We start from the raw sequence: 17,051 nt of genomic DNA, 5'->3' as shown, positions 1-17,051 counted from the left end.
TTCCATTTTAGAACGCGACGAAGCAACCAAAGGCACGATGCATGACCACCGAGTCCCCCACTCCACCGACCAACCTGCCCGATCTGCAAGCCGAGATCGAGGCCCGGTACGAGTCGCTCAGCAAACGCCTGCGACAGGTGGCGCACTATGTCGTCGACCATCCCAACAACATCGCCTTCGGGACGGTTCAGGTCATAGCGCAAGAGGCCAAGGTGCATCCGTCCACTCTGGTGCGTTTCGCCAATGCGTTCGGATACAGCGGTTTCAGTGAAATGCAGCGTTTATTCCAGCAAAAACTGTTGCAGGAATCCCCCAGCTATACGGAACGAATCCGCATCGCCCGGGAATCGTTGGGCGATCCCGGTTCACAATCTCCGCACCAATTGCTGAACGAATTCATCCAGGCCGATTCTCTGGCGCTGCAAAGCCTGGAGGAGCACATTCCCCCGGAAAACCTGGAAGCGGCGATCGATATCCTGGCCAGGGCCGAATCGGTGCACATCGTCGGTACCCGCCGTTCCTTCGTGCCCGCCACCTATTTCGCCTACGCGCTGCGCCATATCGACCGGCGCGCACACCTGCTGGATAACGTGGGCGGGATGTACAAGGAACAAGCCGGCACCATTGGCCGGCAGGATGCGGTCCTCGCCATCAGTTTCAGGCCGTACGCCCAGGAAACCGACGACAGTGTGCGCATCGCCCTGGAACGGGACGTGCCGGCCATTGTCATCACCGACAGCAAGCTGAGCCCGCTGGCGAGCCTGGGCAGCGTGGTCTTCACACTGCCGGATTCGGAAGTACATGGCTTCCGTTCTTTGACACCGACGCTGTGCCTGGCCCAGTCACTGGCCATCGGCCTGGCGTATCGACTCGACAAAAACCGGTCCATGTCGGCCGACCCGGCATGACCCCTGAAACACAGGAACAACCATGATCAACCTCTGTCTCTTTGGCGCCGGCCGTATCGGTGCCATTCACGCCGCCAATGTGGCCGCGAATCCCGATGCGCGATTGACCTACGTTGTCGATGTCTTCGAGGCGTCCGCCCACAAACTGGCGGACCAATACGACGCCCGGGTGGTCTCTGTCGAACAGGCACTGGCCGACCCGGAGGTGCATGCGGTGATCATCGCCAGTTCCACTGATACCCACGCGGATTTGATCGAACGCAGTGCCGAAGCCGGCAAAGCCATTTTCTGCGAGAAACCGATCGACTTGGATCTGGACCGTACCCGCCAGTGCCTGGCCACGATCGAGCGTTGCGGCGTCGCCTGCCTGGTCGGCTTCAACCGGCGCTATGACCCTCAGTTCAACCAATTGAAATCCGAGATCGACATCGACCGGATCGGTTCGGTCGAGATGGTCACCATCACCAGTCGCGACCCCTCGCCGCCACCGGCGCAATACGTGCAATCCTCGGGCGGACTGTTCCGGGACATGATGATCCACGACCTGGATATGGCGCGCTGGTTACTGGGGGAGGAGCCGGTCGAGGTGTTCGCCACCGCCAGCTGCCTGATCGACCCGGCCATCGGTCAAGCCGGCGACGTCGACACCGCACTGGTCACGCTCAAGACCGCCAGCGGCAAACTGTGCCAGATCAGTAATAGCCGGCGCGCCGTCTATGGCTATGACCAGCGCATCGAAGTGTTGGGCGCAAAGGGCATGCTGCAAGCCAACAATCAGCTTGAATCCAACTTGGTACTGACCAATGACCAGGGCGCAAGCGGAGCCAAGCCCCAGCACTTCTTTCTGGAGCGTTACGCCGAGGCATACCGGCTCGAGCTCACGAACTTCATCGAGGTGTTGACCGGCCAGGGACAGCCGCTGACAAATCAACAAGACGGCTTGATGGCCCTGGCCCTGGCCGAAGCGGCACTCGAATCCGCCCGCAGCGGCCGCGCCGTCACGCTCTGATTTTAGGAGGCTTTTATGTCACCCTTATTATCCCGTGCCCGGCAACCGAGTGAGTCGGGCCGGATTCAACAGATCACCCCCGAGTCGGCCCAATGGCGGTATGTCGGGTTCGAAGTCTATGAACTGAAACCCGGTCAGCGGTTGACCCGGAACACCGAAGGCACGGAAGTCTGTCTGGTATTGCTCAGTGGCCGCGCCGATGTGACGAGCGAGGAACACCACTGGCCGGATATCGGCCGACGCGACTCACTGTTCGACCAGACCCCGCCCTTCGCCGTCTATCTCCCGCCCGGACGGGATTTTGAAATTAGCGCGACGACCGACCTGGAACTGGCGGTGTGTCGGGCACCGGCCAAGGGTCAATACCCGCCGCGCCTGATCCGACCGGAGGAGCTGGAGTATGTTACCCGGGGCACCGGCACCAACGAACGTCGGGTCTGCAACATCCTGTTCAACGACATACCGGCGGAGCGCCTGCTCGTGGTAGAAGTCATCACGCCCAACGGTCACTGGTCCAGCTATCCGCCGCACAAACACGACACCGATGCCAAACCCAGGGAAACTCAATTGGAGGAGACCTATTATCACCGTCTGAATCCGTCCCAGGGCTTCGCCTTCCAGAGGGTCTACACCGACGACCGCAGCCTGGACGAAACCATGACGGTGGAAGACAAGGACGTGGTGATGGTACCGAAAGGCTATCACCCGGTCGGCGCACCCCATGGCTACGATCTCTATTACCTGAACACCATGGCCGGCCCGGAACGAACCTGGATTTTCCAGAATGATCCGGCGCACGAGTGGATGCTCGAATCCTGAACGGAACCTCTGATTCGACGGGGCGGTAGCGACCGCCCCCCGATGTTCCTCTATTATCCCAAGCTGTCACACGCTTCGGAATTCGAATCACTGTTAGCGCCCCACACTCCGACACCATGAGGACATATGCCAACCGATCCGTTGTTTTACCTGGCCGTGATACCGGCTGTATTGATCATGGGTATCGCCAAGGGCGGCATGGGCGGTGGATTGGGGGTCGTCGCTGTGCCTCTGATGTCGCTGGTCATGCCACCCACCCAGGCCGCCGCCCTTTTGTTGCCGATACTCTGTGTGATGGATCTGTTCGCTTTGTGGGGGTTTCGCGGCCTGTACGACTGGAACAACCTGAAAACACTGTTGCCGGCGGCTTTGCTCGGCATTCTGATCGGTACTCTCAGTTTTCGTTATCTCGAGGAAGCCCACATCAAGTTGATGGTCGGCCTCATCGCGGTCGTATTTACACTGAATTGGTTGATCAAACGACTGCATGGCCGTGTTCAACCGGCGAAACCGGCCCGTGCCTGGCTGGGCCGGATTTTCGGTGCCGTATCCGGATTCACCAGCTTCAGCGTCCACGCCGGCGGGCCACCGCTGGACATGTACCTGCTGCCCCAGAAACTGCACAAGAGCGTATTCGTCGGCACCACCGTCATCTTCTTCACCGTGGTCAATTACGTCAAACTGATCCCCTATGCCTGGCTGGGGTTGTTCGATACCCGCAATCTGACAACCTCCCTGGGTTTGATGGTATTGGCACCGCTGGGCATCTGGATGGGTATTTTCATGCACCGACGCATCAGCGAAGGTTGGTTTTACGCCCTGTGTTACAGCCTTTTGCTGGTGAGCGGAGTGAAGCTCAGTATGGATGGCATGACCGCCCTCTTGTCCTGATTTCCATGGTCTGCGCACTGCTTCTACCGGCTTAGTCCTTCCCAAGCTCTCGTCCGGACCATTTTGTTCGCAGCCAGGTACTGAAGCCTCCTTACCCCTCATGAAAGGTCGCCAGCGAGGCTATACGTCCAACCCGACTAAACCAATTTGATTTAGTCAATCAAGTAACAACCATTTTGGTTTATACTTGACAAAAACAACCTTTTTGGTTAAATATTACCGATCAAAACCCGAAAGGTTGACCCCATGCCATATCTCGTCCTGATCGCGGATCTGGTCGCCTCGCGCCGAACCCGGGACCGGCAGGCTCTGCAACATCGGTTGAAGACCGAACTGGCCGCTCTGAACGAACGCAAACCCGGGCTGACGTCCCCCTACACCCTGACCCTGGGCGATGAATTCCAGGCTGTCTTCGGCCGGGCCGATCGGGTCTTTGCCGATCTGGTGGGGTTGTTGGGCGTCCTGCATCCCACACGCATTCGCTTCTCGCTCGGGCTGGGTGCCATCACCACCGACCTGAACCCCGACCAGGCCCTGGGCATGGACGGGCCAGCCTTCTACGCCGCGCGGGACGGCATCGGACACCTGAAATCGAGCGGCGACCTGATGCGCATCGAAGGGCTGCCCACCGAGGATGCCACTCTGGCCAACGGCAGCCTGCGGCTGATCAGTCAGCGCATGGACAAATGGCACGCCAACCGTTTTGCGATTCTCCACGGCCTGATGAGCGAATGCAGTGTGCAGGCGATCGCGGAACGCATCGACATCAGCGAACAGGCGGTCTACAAGAACATTCACAGCGGTGGGCTGGATGCGGTGATCGAGGTACTATCGGCGCTGACCGAACGATTGAACCGCCAACTTGCCGACCGCGACTAAGGACTCTTGTCATGGACGTTCTGATCTTTCTGAACGGGCTTCTGATCAGCCGCCTGTGTTTTGTCTTTCACGACCAACCGCTACCCAATCGCACCTTCTACACCCTGGCCATCGTTCAGGCGGGCCTGGCGTTGGCTGTATTCGGGTTTGGCCTGTGGACCCTGTTGATGATCCTGCTGACCTTGCTGACTCTGATCGCGCCGGAACGCTGGCTGCCGGCGAACGCCCTGAACGAAAGTCGACTGGTCGGTCTGGGCGTCCTCCTGCTGGCCGGCCTCGCGCTCTCAGACCGGCTGGACATGGCCGGCTGGCTGGCGTCCGCCCATTCAATGCTGCTCGACAGGCTCTGGAACTGGGGGCTTCAGGTCCAGACACTGCGCCCGGCGGCCTGGGCGCTGTTCGGGTTCTGGCTGGTAGCGAACGAAGTGAACCTGCTGATTCGCATTCTCTTTCATCGGTTTCATCTCGAACCCCGGCTGCTGTCGAACGACCCCGCATCGGAGGCGGATCTCGATCGGCAGGAATACAACGCCGGCCGCATCATCGGTATTCTGGAGCGTTGGTTGATGTACAGCGTCATGGTCGCCAGCCAGAGCATCGCCGTGATCGCCGTAATCATGGCGGCCAAGGGATTCGCCCGTTTCCGGCAACTGGAGGAACGGGCTTTCGCCGAGTATGTGCTGATCGGCACCCTGGCCTCGACACTGCTGACCCTACTGATCGCTCAGCTCATCGGCGGTCCGATGGAGTCGGTGTCGGTTCGGGCAACGCCCATTCAATAAACCCCTGTCATTTTCGCGATTATCGACTACGCTCCTGAAACAGGCCGTTAGGCCCCGGGGCGGCGCCCTGTTCTCGCTCAAAGACCGGATCTTGACCGGGATCAGGGAACGCAGTGCCCACAAGGGGACAATGTGAGTACGGTCGAACCGGGTCGGCGGAGTCCGACTCGTCAAAGGGAGGGCAAACCATGTCGATACTGGAACGCGACATCGCGCCTGAGCCAGCCATAGAACGGCACAGCGCCACGGATGACGACATCGTCTTCGAAAGCTTCGGACGGTGCTGCAACCAGGACGGATTCTTTTCCGACTTCTATGACCGCTTCATGGGCAGTTCCAAGGCCATTCGCGCCAAATTCAGCCACACCGACATCAAACGCCAGCGCTACTTGTTGCGCGACGGCATTCTACAATTGATTCTCTACGCCCGAGGGATGCCGGACAACCGGCTGCAAGCTCTTGGGCACAGCCACAGCCGAACGGGTCACAATGTGCCGCCGGAATGGTACGACCTGTGGGTGAATGCGTTGATCGAGACACTCAGCGAACACGATCCCTACTTCGACGCCCGGATGGAAGCCGCCTGGCGGCGGGTCATCCGACCGGGATTGGCGTTGATGAAAAGCGCTTACTGACGGATTCGACGGTCGGGGTTGAGCCCCGACGGTACGCGGTGAGACGCCACGATAAGCAAGCGTTGCCGGGACAACGCCTGCAACCGCTCGGCCAGCTGTTGCTGCTGCGCCTAATACAGACATTCAAAGCAGACAAGAAATGGACAAATAACGATCAACGGGTGCGGTAACTGTTTGAATCCGTTAAATTTTTTTCAAAAAGGGGTTGCACGACCAAAATTTCCGGGTATCATACGCCTCGTTCTTCAGGACTATAGCTCAGTTGGTTAGAGCGCTACCTTGACATGGTAGAGGTCCCCAGTTCGAGTCTGGGTAGTCCTACCAAAATTCCTTACAAATCAGCCGCTTACGAGCGGCTTTTTTGTGCCCGTTCGATCCAAGTCAAAATACAGTAGTTATCGCTGCCTTAACCGTGCCTCCTACGATGCCTTCAAGGAGCTTCTTTCGAACAAAACACCGGGCGCAAACTACACCTCTGGCAAGCAAGAAAATTAAAGCGCTCGACCGCCCGTGCCTCACCTTCGAATCACTCTCCCGGCGATTGACCCTAGACGTAGCGAAGAAGGTCAACATTCCCAGATCTCACCTTTAGCTACTGTTGAAGGTATGGAAAACAGGAAAAACTAAGCATACAATCCGCATTACCGAAAATGCTCGAAGGTATGCCCATGAACCAAGAAGAAATCTGCCGTTTCATCTGCCAAGAATTGCCTCGACACAACTTGCACAGCATGCTGGAGAGTATTGAGGTAGCATTCAACAAGAGCGACCGACACCTTAAAGAGACATACCGGAATGTGCCGCTTGTCGGACCCGGACCTCAATCTCACCATTTCATGGTCCAAGAAGCCCTTCTAGATTTACCAGAAAGTGAGAGCTTTAAGGTAATCAACCGCACCACTCGCCCGGCCGGCGGTCATTTTGCTTTAGTCCGCGCCGGCTCCATCCAGATCACGACCAGTGTTGTAACCATAGGTAGAAAACCGCCAGTTCGGGACGCCAGGTTTCGCCGGGATCTTCGCCTGGAAAACGAAAGACTACGACAACAACATCCAGATCTCTTTGAGCCATATACTCCGCCTTTTGGCCCCAGTGAAGATTCAATGCATGCCTTGCTGCTACCGTACACAAGCAAATGGGCTGAAAGTGACCATAGCAAACCCCTGAGCTACATTGTTGCAGTCCCTTATAGCGATCACGCATCTAACTATCATCTATGGAAGGATGTCAGCGAGCTCTGGCAATACTATGGTCAAGATGAGGATGGGGTTGTAGATATTGCCTACCCGAAACTGCGTGATAGGATGCGCGACGCTGAAACTCAGAATCAAAACAAAGGTGACAAGAGGTAACATGAGAACCGGCGTTGAAGGCTTCCAAGGTCTGCGCTTAAAACAGCTGCGTGCGGCCCACAACCTGACCCTCGCCGAGCTGGGAGAGCAAATTGGCCGCTCTTCCAGTACGCTGTCGGCTTGGGAAAAGGGCTCTCAGCTTCCGGAAGCTGAGTCATTCGGTCGCCTATGCCAGATATTTGGCGTCTCTCGTCAATGGTTTCTGAAGCCGGTACTTCATAAAACGGATAAACATCAACGGCCTTACTTTTTCCGTTCACAAGCTTCAGCACACAAGCAGGCACGAGAGAAGTCAGAACTGTATCTTACATGGCTTCAAGAGATATCGATATTTCTACAAGATGCAATGGACTGGCCACCGGTTAATGTCCCAATGCTTGACGCTGAAGACTGCCGGTTAATCAGCGATGGGGAAATTGAAGATATGGCACGGGAATGCCGTCTTAGATGGAAACTGGGTGCTGCACCTATTCCTGATGTCATTCAGGTAATGGAGAACGCCGGAATAATTTGCACCCGAGCCACCTTGGGCCATGTAAAAATGGATGGTGTTTCTCATGTATCAGTCATTGATGATCGTCCTTATGCACTGATCGCTGGGGACAAAGCAAATGCAATTCGCAACCGATTTGATGCGGCGCACGAGCTAGGACACGTCGTACTTCACTCTAGAATTCCGCCTTACCAATACGCAAAAAAAGAACTTTATGATCTTCTCGAAGAGCAAGCACACCGCTTTGCAAGTGCATTCTTGCTGCCTTCTGAGAGCTTCCCACAAGAAGTAGTATGGCCCACCCTCGACAATCTACTATCTCTAAAATCTCGCTGGAAAGTATCGGTTGCCGCAATGATTGTAAGGTGCCGCGACCTTTCACTATTGAATGAGCAACTCGAATTAAGACTGTGGAAAGGTCGTTCGGCTCGGAAATGGACTAAGATCGAACCAGGTGACGACGCCTATCCATTCGAGCAACCAAAGCTCATGATGCGAGGAATACACCTCTTGGTCGACAGTGGCGTTTTTGATCGTGATGCTTTGGTAAACCAAATCGGACTAGCGCCAGAGATTATTGAGATGCTTTGTAATCTCCGCCAAGGTTATCTGAACTCCCAACCCGACGGAAATACTAATGTGGTCTCCCTTAAGCTCAAGCCTAAGGCGTCAAGTTATGGTGGCACAAGCTCAGGGGACATACTACCGTTTAAGAAGTCCTAACTCTAATAAATAGGCGACATCAAGTTAAACTTGGGTTCATAGATTTTTTTAACTTCCAGTCGGCAAGCTGTTACGCTTGCCGCCAATAAACCACTGAGCCACTAATGTTACGTGTCAAATTTTGCTTCTACTATCTCAGCCATAAATGAATCACTCTCACTATCAACTAGCCCTTCTAACCTCACTTCCAAAATCAAAGTCACTTCACGGTCGATATAGCCTGAGCTTGATTTACGTTCCGAAATAAACTCTTTTGCTGCCTCCTTATCGATTGCCATCCCACTTACAATATGTGGATTTTCAAAGAAGACCTTCAATCGAGATGGGATGCTCATAGAATCACGCTGGAAGTAACCGATATTTTCAGGCTGAACTTGGAAGTATGTATTTTCAGACAATCCATCTACTACTGGAAACATTTCTGACTCAAAATCATACTTACCCAACTCCACTCCTGTACGAATCGTATAAAGCTCCATCTTATCATATGCATTTAGCCTGCTGTCCAGCTCTTGCACATACTTACCTTTTTGCTCTTCAAGTAAAAATTCATCCTCCTTTAATGCATTCCATGATTCAGGATGGAATTCGCGAATGTAGTCGATCACATAACCATCATCCGGAAAATAATCATACTCATTGATATAGAGAATCGCTAAATTTTTCCAAGTAAACTCTTTTGCCAATGCACCAGTTGTCAAAGCGAGTAATATGCATGCAAAAACATATCTTTTCATGTTTCCTCCTTGTATATTATGCATCAATAAAAAACACTCGATCTGCGCTTTCGAAGGTTTAGCCTGTAGTAACGATCCTTGACATCAGATCGGGTTCAGATAAGTAGTACAAATTAAACCTATTCGAATATGAACAAAAACTATCAGGAAAACTTTCTCATCGCAAGCCGAACGGCGAATTTGTGAAGCAGCTCCGTAATAAGAAGGGCTGGACCTAGAAGACGCTGGGCAAGTATATTGGTGTGACCTACGTCCCGTTGGACAAGTTCAGGGCTACAATAATTTTCGATATTCTTGTTCGGCTTTCAAAATCGTGATTAGGTGGGTGTATTTAGCTTCGGTGTCCCTGGTCTTGCCATAGGTCTCGTGGTCCGTACTCCAGACTTCTTCGCCCGTGTCGTGGGAGTACATCGCCTTCGGCGTACCGGCGTGGTCACAGTCGACACGGCGGTGACCGGAGGGGTGGTTGGTGTTGACGGTTGAGCCGGACATTGCCAGCGGCTAAAGGAAGAAGCCCCGAGTGTCGGGGCCTCCTTATCAACGCTCTTAGATTTCCATAAAGGCATCGTGGTCAAAATAGTATTTTAGAGCCACTAATTTGGTGCTTAAATCCAGCTCTTTATTATCGAGTTGTGCTTTCGCATTCGAGATCACATCCTGCACAATTGCGATTTCGAAAGCATATTTCATATTATTTTTGATAGCCAATTCCGGATCTTCTTCATCACCGTCCACATCATCAGGATCAAGCACCATACAGGGCATACTTTCTGACCAATCAGCCTTGTCTTTTGAGATAAATAAGGCGTGATCCCATGGTAAGTGATCAACATCTGATAAAACTTGGCGTAATGTTGTCAGAGTGTTTGTAGTCATTTATATCTACCTCCTCCCCATATATCCATTCCGCCTACACCGTCAGGGTAAAGGGTCTGCTGTACCGGGCCAGGCGCTTTATGTTGTGCACGCCAAACAAGTTGCAGGTTTCCTGGTTCTGTCCCGTGGTGCCAAGTCAGTTCTCTGGCTGGGGCTCGCCTCGGGAACGCTCCCCGTGCTCCAGGCTGTATCCCTTGGCTAATTCCAGGGGCTAACGCCTCCATCATTCCTGCGAACTGAGCATCTTTTTGCATCATTTCGTACAGCAAGCGATTGGCATCCTGAAAGTGAACCCGGTCTGATCTACCAGGGTAAAGCTCTGGGGATACCTCTGTATCAAATAAAACTGAATATTGAGGGCTAGATAATGGTCGCCCGGTTTCGTCGGTGCATTCTTTGGAACTCAGCCCCAGCGGATCAACATAGCCCACGGGGTTTGGGCAGTACTGGTAAGCGTTCAGCCCACCCATGAGCCCTATCGGGTCTTGGCTCACGTACCGGCCACAGTGCGGATCATAGAACCGGTAACAATTCTGGTAAAGCCCCGTTTCGATATCCTCATACTGTCCGGCCATCCGCAGGTTTGGCTCGAACGGCTGCCCTGTCACCGGATGGGTGAGCGTGGTCTTAGTGTCTCGGGTTTTGCCGTAGGTCTCATGGTCCGTAGACCACACTTCCTCGCCACTGTCGTGGCGGTACATCGCCTTCGGCGTACCAGAGTGGTCTACGTCTATATGATGAAGTCCTAATGTTTGATCCCAGAGAGCGACGGGCACATGACTGTCTGGTTCGTAGGCATACATCCGGCAGTTGACGGGCTTGTGTTTCCTATCGATGTGTCTTGTCTGGACCAGCTTCTGCCCCTGCCAGATATAGGCCTCGTTCTGTATCGCCTCCGCGCTACCGAGGCTAACCGTAAAAAAGGCCAGTGTAATCAACAACTTAAAGAGCATTTTCCAAGGCATTGGGCGGTTTCCCGGTCGCAGACCCCAAGGCGGATTTGAACTTAGTTACAGCCCGGTTTTGGCTCACTTTTGAGCGGTGGCGCAAGCCACAAGCCACAAGCCACAAGCCACAAGCCACACATCCTAAGCACCTTTGCGCAGCAACACCAAGCACAGCAACAGGGCGTTCACGGACGACGCGGCTGAGCAGCCAAGGAAGGATGCCCCGGTTCCCCCCGGGGCTTTTTAGGCGCAGGGCTAATTCAATTTGTGGTGTTAATTACTTGGCTCAATTAACTCAGGCTTTAGTGCAATTTCAGTTAATGTTTCTCCCTGCTCATTACAGAATTCTACTTCATAAGCAAGTTCAGGAGAGGTAAACACCGCCACAACAACACCTATCATTCCTTTTGATAGCCGTTCATTTGGCAAGTCTGCTTTAAGCTTTACCACATCGTTAATATCGAAAGTCATTTTATTTCACAAACAGTGTTGTCATTTCAGGGACACTTGAGTCGGGCTTATATATCCAGCCGGTACGCACTATTGCCTCACCATTTGGCCCGACAACAGGTATATCAACTGTAAATCGAGAACCGTATTGATCAACTTTTCCTGCGATAGGAGTGTTATTCATAACGCCCTCTCTAAGTTGCTCTAGTAAATCTGTAGCATTCGTCTGATTAAAGCCAAGAGCTGCTTCAAATACCCTCGCCTTGTCTTTCCCCCGAGGATGATCGGGGTTTAATGCATACTCGGTTAACTTTCTAGGATCGATAATGGCGTTATTGGCTCCTGCGAGCCGCCAATCCCCACACTCTTTGTTACTTAACCCCAGGGGATCGATATAGTCAATGGGGTTTGGAGTGTACTGATAGGCATTAAGCCCACCAAGTAGGCCGATTGGGTCTTGGTTGATGTACCGGCCAACATTCGGATCATAGAACCGGTAACAGTTTTGGTAAAGCCCGGTTTCGATGTCTTCGTATTGGCCCTGCATCCGAAGGTTCGGTTCGAATGACAACCCCGTCACCGGATGGATGATCTTGGCTTCGGTGTCCAGGATTTTCCCGTAGACCTCATGGTCCGTGCTCCACACCTCCTCGCCGGTCTCATGGTTGTAGAGGGCCTTGGGCGTGCCCGCATGATCGGTGTCGATGTGATGCAGCCCCAACTGTTGGTCATACATCGCCACGGGCACATGACTGTCCGGTTCGTAGGCATACATCCGGCAGTTGACGGGCTTGTACTTCCGGTCGATGTGCCGGGTTTGTATGAGTTTCTGGCCCTGCCAGATATAGGCCTCGGTGTACGCCCGGCTCAGCTCCTTGGGCTGGCTCTTGAGGTAATGATCCTTTTGGTCGTCGCTCCAATCAACGGAGCCAAAAGGCAAGTGCGTGGGGTGCTGCCAACGGTGCACTTCCTTGTCGATGCGGCGGCCCAGGGCGTCGTATCGGAACAGCAGTCGCTGTTGCAGTTCGCCGTCCTTGTAGTCGTCCAGCTGGATCAACTGGTGTTTGGCGTTGTAGCCGAGCCGCTGTTCCAGCCGTTTGTCGGTGCCCCGCTGGATGCGGATCAGGTTGCCGTGCTCGTCATAGGTGAAGTGCCGGTCGCCGTGGAACGGGAGACGGTTATCGAGCAATTGGTCCAGGCCGTCCGGCAGTCGGTTACCGGCGGGATCGACGTTTTCCGGTTGGACGGTGGCCGTGGCGTCGCCCGGGCGCCGCTCCTCGACCCGGGTCAGTTGGTCGAGGGGGTCGTAACCATAGCGGCGTTGGCCTCGGTATAGATCATCGATCCGATTGATGCGGCTTTGGTCGTCGAAGCCGTAGCGGCGGTCTTGCAGCAGGGTTTGGGTCCGGTCCTGGACCGGCCGGTCCGCATCCGTTGGCTTCATGCGCCGGTAGCGGCTGAGCCGCTGTTCCGGGTCATAGTCGAACAGGAGTTGATGTTGACCCTGTGTCCGTTCGGTGAGCAGCCCCTGATCGCTGTAACGTTGGCGCAAGAGTGGAACGACATGCTCCGGGCGATAGGACCGGTCGTTCGGCAGGGTGAGGGTCATGCCGTGCAACCGGCCGTAGTCGTCCCAGTCGATGCGTTCCTCCCACCCCCGGTGCCGGGTGTCGCGCATCAGCCAGGAGAGCTCATGGTCTTGCGGTTTGGCGGTGACGGCGCTGTGCTGCACACGGAACGGGCGGTCGAAGGCGCTGTATTCAAAGCACTGGTCGTGCTGGTGTGGGCGTACCTTGTTGTAGTGGCCCCGGAAGTGCTGCCGGATTTGGTCGAAGGTGAGGCGACCGACCTGGTCGAACTCGAACCGATGCTCGGCGTGGTCGTTGCGGGCGCCGATGAGCTGGCCGAGGGCGCTGTACTGGTACTCGGTCCAGGTCGCGGCCTCGGGCCGTTCGGCGTGTCGGTATTGTTCCCGAATGAGTTGGCCGAGGGCGTCGCGCTCGAAGTCGGCGGTGATCGGGCCTTCTGTGAGGCCGATGAGGTGCCCGGCTTCGTTGTACCGGTATTCGGTGGTGCGGCCGTCGACGCCGATTTCCCGGGTCAGACGTTCGCAGCCGTCGTATTCGAACCGGTGGTCCCGGCCGTTGCCGTTGATCAGGGCGGTCAGGTTGCGTTCGGTGTCGTACTCGTAGCGAATTTCCCGGCCGTTGGGGAGGATCTTGGCCTCGGGTTGGGCGAAGGGGCCATAGCGCAACCGGGTGGTGCGGCCGCCGGGGTCGGTCTGGCTGACCAGCCGACCGGCTTTGTCATAGTCGTATCGCCAAGCCTGGTTGTGCTCGTTGATCTGGGTGATCAGGCGGCCGTGGTCGTCGTACTGATAATGCTGTTCCCGCCCGTTCAAGTCGGTACGGGTGTGCAACCGGCCCTGATCGTCGTACCCGAACCGGGTGTCGGCGAGGACGGTCACAAGGGGGTGGTTCAACCAAGTGCCATCGTTCTTGGCTTCACCGTTGTCTTTTGCGGCGTACTGTGTGTTTTCGGATTTTGGAGCGTATTCGATGCGGTCGAGCGGTTGAAAAACACGCCAGTCGTCGGGTGGGGCGATGCGCTCGTCCCGCCGGGCGTTGGATGTGCGGTGCCAGGGGATATCGTCGTCGAGGGCGATGCCCAGGCAGAGGTGGCGAGTGAGTTGGCCGCGCTCGTCCCAGAGGTATCGATGCTCGCGCCCGGCGTGGTCGCGGTGGGCGATGAGGTGGTCGCCGCGGTAGGCCCAGCGTTCCTCGGTGCCGTCCGGGTGGCGCGAACTGATGAGTTGGCCGTCGTTGTTGTAGCGGTAAGCCGTCCGACGTCCGAGCGGGTCGATGATCTGACTAGGATGAGGGCTGTCGTTCCAATAATGCAGTTTATATTCGTTACCCAATGCATCGATGCGCTTAACCAAGCGGTCCTGGGCGTCGTGCTCGAACCGGGTGGCGTTGCCCAGCGGGTCGGTGTGGGTGCGCAAGCGCCCCTGGGAATCGTAGTCCCACCGTTCGATGGAGCCGTCGGCCCGGGTGTGTTGGGTTAAATGTCCTTCGGCATCGAACACGAAGGTCTCGGTGTAACCCCTGCTGTCGGTGGTGCGGCTGGTGCGGTTCGGGGTGTCCCAGTCGAAGTGATAATCGTATTCGCCGCTGTCGGCGTATTGGCGGGTACAGCGGGCGGTGGGTTCGGTACCGTCCCAGTCGAAGCGGAAGGTCAGGCCAGTGGCGGTGCGTCTGAGTCGGAACAGGTGATGGTGGTATCGGTACTGTTCCAGGCCGCCGAGGGCATCCCGGGCGGCGATGAGGTCACCGTGGCGGTCGAGGCGGTAGTGAGCCAGGGTGCGTTCCTGCACGTGTGGCCCTGCGCGGCCGGTGATGCGGTGCCAGCCAGGTTGGCTCGATGAACGTTGGCCGGATATGAAGTTGAGCCGGGCGCCCCAGGTTGCAGTGGCACGGGTTAGAGCACCTTGGTCGTAATGCAGTTGCCAACTGTGCTTGCGGTCCGGCGTGCTCCATTGGCTGAGCCGCCAACGCTCGGGTTGATCCGGGTCCGGCTCGAAATGCCACAAACCGTTGGTCTGTTGCACGGTGAGGTGGTCATCAAAACGGCGCAGCACGGTGCCCCATTGGTTGCGCACCCGGCCGCCGCTGGCGGGCAAGGGGAAACTGATCGATGCGCCTTCGGCGTCGCGGTGGATCAGTTGGTCTGCTTTCAGGGTCAAGCTTTGGTCGAAGGGGTGGCTCCAGCCGCAACCGAGCTCGCTCTGTCGGGCGCTGGCGGTGCTGCGGTAGAGACGTTTCCACACCAGCGGCAACGGGCCGCCGAGCTCGAAATCCACATGCGAAAACAACTCTTCCCCGGTGAGCATGTTGATCGGGTCGCCGCAGGTGGTGCTGTGGGCTTCGCAGAGGGTGGACTCGTCGGTGTCCGTGGTGCTGTCGGAGTGGGTCTTGTTCTCGCCGGGTTGGGTCAGGGTGGCCTGCCGGGTGCGGTATTGGCCGGTGTGGCGTTCTTCGGGCTGCCGGATCTGAACGCGGTCATAGCGTTTTTCGATCTCCCCGGTCGGCAACAGCCGGTAGATGCGGCGCAGGGTGCCGATCGTGTCGGTGAAATAGCGTGAATACTTGATAGCGGCGGCCGAACCGGCCACGGCCGCGGCGGCCCCGGCGGTCAATGCTGTGGCGACGGCGAGTGCGATGGCGAAGAGGATATCGAACGCCAGCGACCCCAGCGCCTCGACTTTTTCCACGGTACTCATCGAGTTGAAAAAACGTTTCGGGAACCCGACCAGCAGGGCCCAGGTCTCGTCGTCGGTGGCGAGCCATTTGAGCACGGTGTACGCCTTTTGTGCCTGGTCGATGGCGTGGCCGGCTTCGGTGACGACGTAAGCGAAGTCGTCTTCGAGTTCATCCAGCGAGTAGCCGTCGGCCAGCTTTTCATAGAGCGCGGCGCTGGCGGCGGCCACGCCGTCGGCGGTGCCGACAATGGCATCCACGGCCGTATTTTTAAGGTCGACGGCGCTGTCCCACAGCGAGACCATGAAGGCGCCGGTGAGGATCAGGCCCTGTTCGACGAAGTCGCTCTCGGCCAGCAGGTCGTCCAGCATTGCTTTGCGGTCGGAGCGTTCGTCGATGATGTTGTCGAGCAGGGTTTTCAGGTCCTGTCGCAGTTGCGGCAGGCGGGAATGGTCGGCTTCGTAGTGGATCTTAGCCTCGCCAGCGGGTAGATAGTGGAGCACCGCTTCGCCGTTGTCGTCCAGGCGACCCGTGTACTCCTGGCTTTGCAACCGTACGGTGTATTTGATGTCCGGCACCGGCTCACCCTGATCATCGAGATAGCGCAGGCGCAGGTCGTGGTCTGTGCGGGTGCCTTCAGGCTGGTAGTCGGCCAGAGCGGCCCGATCTTCTGCGGAGGGCGTGTCGTATCCGTCCGCGCCACGATCCGATCGGGATGAGCCTCCACCATCCGAACGTGTTCGTTTGTTGGGGTTCGTTGACGCGCGTTCCAGGCACACCCAGGGGTCGGTCGAACCGATGATACGACCGCGAATCTCTTCCCAGCGTCCGCGTTGGTTCAGGGTGAAAAAGCGGCAGTGGTCGGTGGCTACAAGGTAACGGGCTTCGTCCTCACTAAGCAATGTCCAGTCGGACCAATGCGGATCCAATCGGTTGCGAATGGCGCGAGGGAGGTCAGCGACGGCGGCGCGGTCGCCCCGGGTGTTTTTCTGTTCGGATGATCGGTCAGTTGGCGACGAATTGCCCATCGTACCGATGCTCGTCGGCCGATGGTGGTAACGGGCACTGGTTTTATCGTCATCGCCCCTGGGGTTCGTGGTGAAATCGTCGCTCATGCGTCCGTGTTCCTTGTTGGCAAATTCCCTGCGACTGCTGCCTGCTCGGAAAGGTAGGGTTGAACTATTTTGATGGGCAATAGTACTGGCTTTACTGGGTTGGGCCAATGTGAGAGCAATCGTCGTTCGAGTCTATGTGACAGGAATCACGAATACTGTGGAATAAATTCGCCTTG

The 17,051-nt window shown here is 56.2% G+C and carries 14 protein-coding genes and 1 tRNA gene; 10 read left to right on the top strand and 5 right to left on the bottom strand.

The window, feature by feature from the left end:
* Positions 1-41 precede the first annotated feature (41 nt).
* From IE111_RS17905 to IE111_RS17860, 10 genes are all read left to right on the top strand, one after another.
* Positions 42-908 (top strand): MurR/RpiR family transcriptional regulator, encoded by an 867-nt coding sequence (locus tag IE111_RS17905; RefSeq protein ID WP_189611286.1) that lies wholly within the window; start codon positions 42-44, stop codon positions 906-908.
* A gap of 22 nt (positions 909-930) precedes the next feature.
* A complete protein-coding gene (gene iolG, locus IE111_RS17900; protein WP_189611285.1) occupies positions 931-1,917 on the top strand; it encodes an inositol 2-dehydrogenase in 987 nt (328 codons plus the stop codon).
* A gap of 15 nt (positions 1,918-1,932) precedes the next feature.
* Positions 1,933-2,736, top strand: coding sequence for a 5-deoxy-glucuronate isomerase (gene iolB / locus IE111_RS17895; protein ID WP_189611282.1), 804 nt, complete (start codon positions 1,933-1,935; stop codon positions 2,734-2,736).
* Positions 2,737-2,862: 126 nt separating this feature from the next.
* Positions 2,863-3,627 carry a sulfite exporter TauE/SafE family protein gene (locus IE111_RS17890; RefSeq protein ID WP_189611280.1) on the top strand — a complete coding sequence of 255 codons (765 nt, stop codon included), beginning with the start codon at positions 2,863-2,865 and terminating at the stop codon, positions 3,625-3,627.
* A gap of 246 nt (positions 3,628-3,873) precedes the next feature.
* On the top strand, positions 3,874-4,506 hold the full coding sequence (locus IE111_RS17885; RefSeq protein WP_189611279.1) for a SatD family protein: 633 nt from the start codon (positions 3,874-3,876) through the stop codon (positions 4,504-4,506).
* 11 nt (positions 4,507-4,517) lie between these two features.
* Positions 4,518-5,288 carry a hypothetical protein gene (locus IE111_RS17880; protein WP_189611277.1) on the top strand — a complete coding sequence of 257 codons (771 nt, stop codon included), beginning with the start codon at positions 4,518-4,520 and terminating at the stop codon, positions 5,286-5,288.
* Positions 5,289-5,476: 188 nt separating this feature from the next.
* On the top strand, positions 5,477-5,923 hold the full coding sequence (locus IE111_RS17875; RefSeq protein WP_229805420.1) for a globin: 447 nt from the start codon (positions 5,477-5,479) through the stop codon (positions 5,921-5,923).
* Positions 5,924-6,170: 247 nt separating this feature from the next.
* Positions 6,171-6,247, top strand: a tRNA-Val gene (locus tag IE111_RS17870).
* A gap of 344 nt (positions 6,248-6,591) precedes the next feature.
* Positions 6,592-7,275: a hypothetical protein gene (locus IE111_RS17865; RefSeq protein WP_189611275.1), complete on the top strand. Its 684-nt coding sequence runs from the start codon at positions 6,592-6,594 to the stop codon at positions 7,273-7,275.
* Between the two features lies 1 nt (position 7,276).
* The gene (locus IE111_RS17860; protein ID WP_189611273.1) at positions 7,277-8,491 is read left to right on the top strand and encodes a helix-turn-helix domain-containing protein; all 1,215 of its coding nucleotides are present in this window, start codon (positions 7,277-7,279) and stop codon (positions 8,489-8,491) included.
* Positions 8,492-8,598: 107 nt separating this feature from the next.
* On the opposite strand, the gene IE111_RS17855 is transcribed toward IE111_RS17860, so the two are convergent.
* From IE111_RS17855 to IE111_RS17835, 5 genes are all read right to left on the bottom strand, one after another.
* Positions 8,599-9,228, bottom strand: coding sequence for a DUF4852 domain-containing protein (locus tag IE111_RS17855; protein WP_189611271.1), 630 nt, complete (start codon positions 9,226-9,228; stop codon positions 8,599-8,601).
* 546 nt (positions 9,229-9,774) lie between these two features.
* Positions 9,775-10,104 (bottom strand): DUF7716 domain-containing protein, encoded by a 330-nt coding sequence (locus IE111_RS17850; protein ID WP_189611269.1) that lies wholly within the window; start codon positions 10,102-10,104, stop codon positions 9,775-9,777.
* Positions 10,101-11,069, bottom strand: coding sequence for an RHS repeat-associated core domain-containing protein (locus tag IE111_RS24745; RefSeq protein ID WP_189611268.1), 969 nt, complete (start codon positions 11,067-11,069; stop codon positions 10,101-10,103). The genes IE111_RS17850 and IE111_RS24745 overlap by 4 nt, the downstream gene beginning before the upstream one ends.
* A gap of 255 nt (positions 11,070-11,324) precedes the next feature.
* Positions 11,325-11,522, bottom strand: coding sequence for a DUF4926 domain-containing protein (locus tag IE111_RS17840; protein WP_189611266.1), 198 nt, complete (start codon positions 11,520-11,522; stop codon positions 11,325-11,327).
* Position 11,523: 1 nt separating this feature from the next.
* Positions 11,524-16,875, bottom strand: coding sequence for a DUF6883 domain-containing protein (locus IE111_RS17835; protein WP_189611264.1), 5,352 nt, complete (start codon positions 16,873-16,875; stop codon positions 11,524-11,526).
* Positions 16,876-17,051: the final 176 nt, after the last annotated feature.

The organism is Saccharospirillum salsuginis (assembly GCF_014651855.1).
Lineage (GTDB): Bacteria > Pseudomonadota > Gammaproteobacteria > Pseudomonadales > Natronospirillaceae > Saccharospirillum > Saccharospirillum salsuginis.
The sequence above is the reverse complement of the archived record's forward strand: the minus strand, read 5'-3'. Positions and strand labels throughout refer to the sequence as shown.

Excerpts from the sequence above, each read along its gene's own strand:
- IE111_RS17905 (WP_189611286.1), top strand. The coding sequence starts at position 42 with ATGACCACCGAGTCCCCCACTCCACCGACCAACCTGCCCGATCTGCAA.
- iolG (WP_189611285.1), top strand. The coding sequence starts at position 931 with ATGATCAACCTCTGTCTCTTTGGCGCCGGCCGTATCGGTGCCATTCAC.
- iolB (WP_189611282.1), top strand. The coding sequence starts at position 1,933 with ATGTCACCCTTATTATCCCGTGCCCGGCAACCGAGTGAGTCGGGCCGG.
- IE111_RS17890 (WP_189611280.1), top strand. The coding sequence starts at position 2,863 with ATGCCAACCGATCCGTTGTTTTACCTGGCCGTGATACCGGCTGTATTG.
- IE111_RS17885 (WP_189611279.1), top strand. The coding sequence starts at position 3,874 with ATGCCATATCTCGTCCTGATCGCGGATCTGGTCGCCTCGCGCCGAACC.
- IE111_RS17880 (WP_189611277.1), top strand. The coding sequence starts at position 4,518 with ATGGACGTTCTGATCTTTCTGAACGGGCTTCTGATCAGCCGCCTGTGT.
- IE111_RS17875 (WP_229805420.1), top strand. The coding sequence starts at position 5,477 with ATGTCGATACTGGAACGCGACATCGCGCCTGAGCCAGCCATAGAACGG.
- IE111_RS17865 (WP_189611275.1), top strand. The coding sequence starts at position 6,592 with ATGAACCAAGAAGAAATCTGCCGTTTCATCTGCCAAGAATTGCCTCGA.
- IE111_RS17860 (WP_189611273.1), top strand. The coding sequence starts at position 7,277 with ATGAGAACCGGCGTTGAAGGCTTCCAAGGTCTGCGCTTAAAACAGCTG.
- IE111_RS17855 (WP_189611271.1), bottom strand. The coding sequence starts at position 9,228 with ATGAAAAGATATGTTTTTGCATGCATATTACTCGCTTTGACAACTGGT.
- IE111_RS17850 (WP_189611269.1), bottom strand. The coding sequence starts at position 10,104 with ATGACTACAAACACTCTGACAACATTACGCCAAGTTTTATCAGATGTT.
- IE111_RS24745 (WP_189611268.1), bottom strand. The coding sequence starts at position 11,069 with ATGCCTTGGAAAATGCTCTTTAAGTTGTTGATTACACTGGCCTTTTTT.
- IE111_RS17840 (WP_189611266.1), bottom strand. The coding sequence starts at position 11,522 with ATGACTTTCGATATTAACGATGTGGTAAAGCTTAAAGCAGACTTGCCA.
- IE111_RS17835 (WP_189611264.1), bottom strand. The coding sequence starts at position 16,875 with ATGAGCGACGATTTCACCACGAACCCCAGGGGCGATGACGATAAAACC.